This window comes from Gluconobacter sp. P5H9_a (assembly GCF_018812085.1).
GTDB lineage: Bacteria > Pseudomonadota > Alphaproteobacteria > Acetobacterales > Acetobacteraceae > Gluconobacter.
Map to the genome: position 1 here is coordinate 1 of NZ_JACRVW010000057.1, position 616 is coordinate 616.

Annotated in this window: 1 protein-coding gene; it reads right to left on the minus strand. The window is 53.5% G+C overall.

What is annotated here, in order from left to right; genetic code table 11:
- Nucleotides 1-273: 273 nt before the first annotated feature.
- Nucleotides 274-616, minus strand: a 343-nt coding sequence (locus KP708_RS15455) for a hypothetical protein (protein WP_215757247.1), incomplete at its 5' end; no start/stop codon positions are given.

The following is a 616-nucleotide window of genomic DNA, read 5'->3' on the forward strand; positions in this document are numbered from 1 at the left end:
CTATTATGCATGTACTCCGTCGGTTTCATTGGCGGTCAGGTTACTTGAAAAAGCCATTTCTTTAGCCTCCATAAAGTTTAGATAAACCCGCTTACTTCTTCTGGTCCGCCGCCCAGCTAGATTCAGTTGAATGAGCGGGTTTAGTTTTTCCACGTTTCAGAATCCCGATGCAACGAAAGGTGACTTTGCTTCGGGATTTTCTTCGAGAGTATTTCGCCATGCGATTGCTTGCTCACGGACCGGCTCTAGTTCGCGTTGCCATGCTGAGAGATCCTAGCCCGTTGCAATGTCGTATGGTCTCCGCCACGTGTTAGCGAAGTCTGGCGCGTAGTGCGTATTCACGTCAGTCGGGGACAACTCTCCGGGCTTCGCTGACTGATGCCCAGCGTCGAGTTTCTTCGACGCTGCCAGATAGGCCACCCGCGCGGCCTCTAGGTCAGCGCAGACGGCCCGCGCTTCATCACATACCCGCTCCCACGAGGCCGCGTGTCCCTCTGCCAGCGCTGCTTCTAGTTCGACCTCAACACGTGTGATCTTCTCTTGCTGATGTACGATGGCGTCCTTCGCCGCATTAATCGTATCCTGTACAGATTCAGCCTGTCTCTTATACACMTCT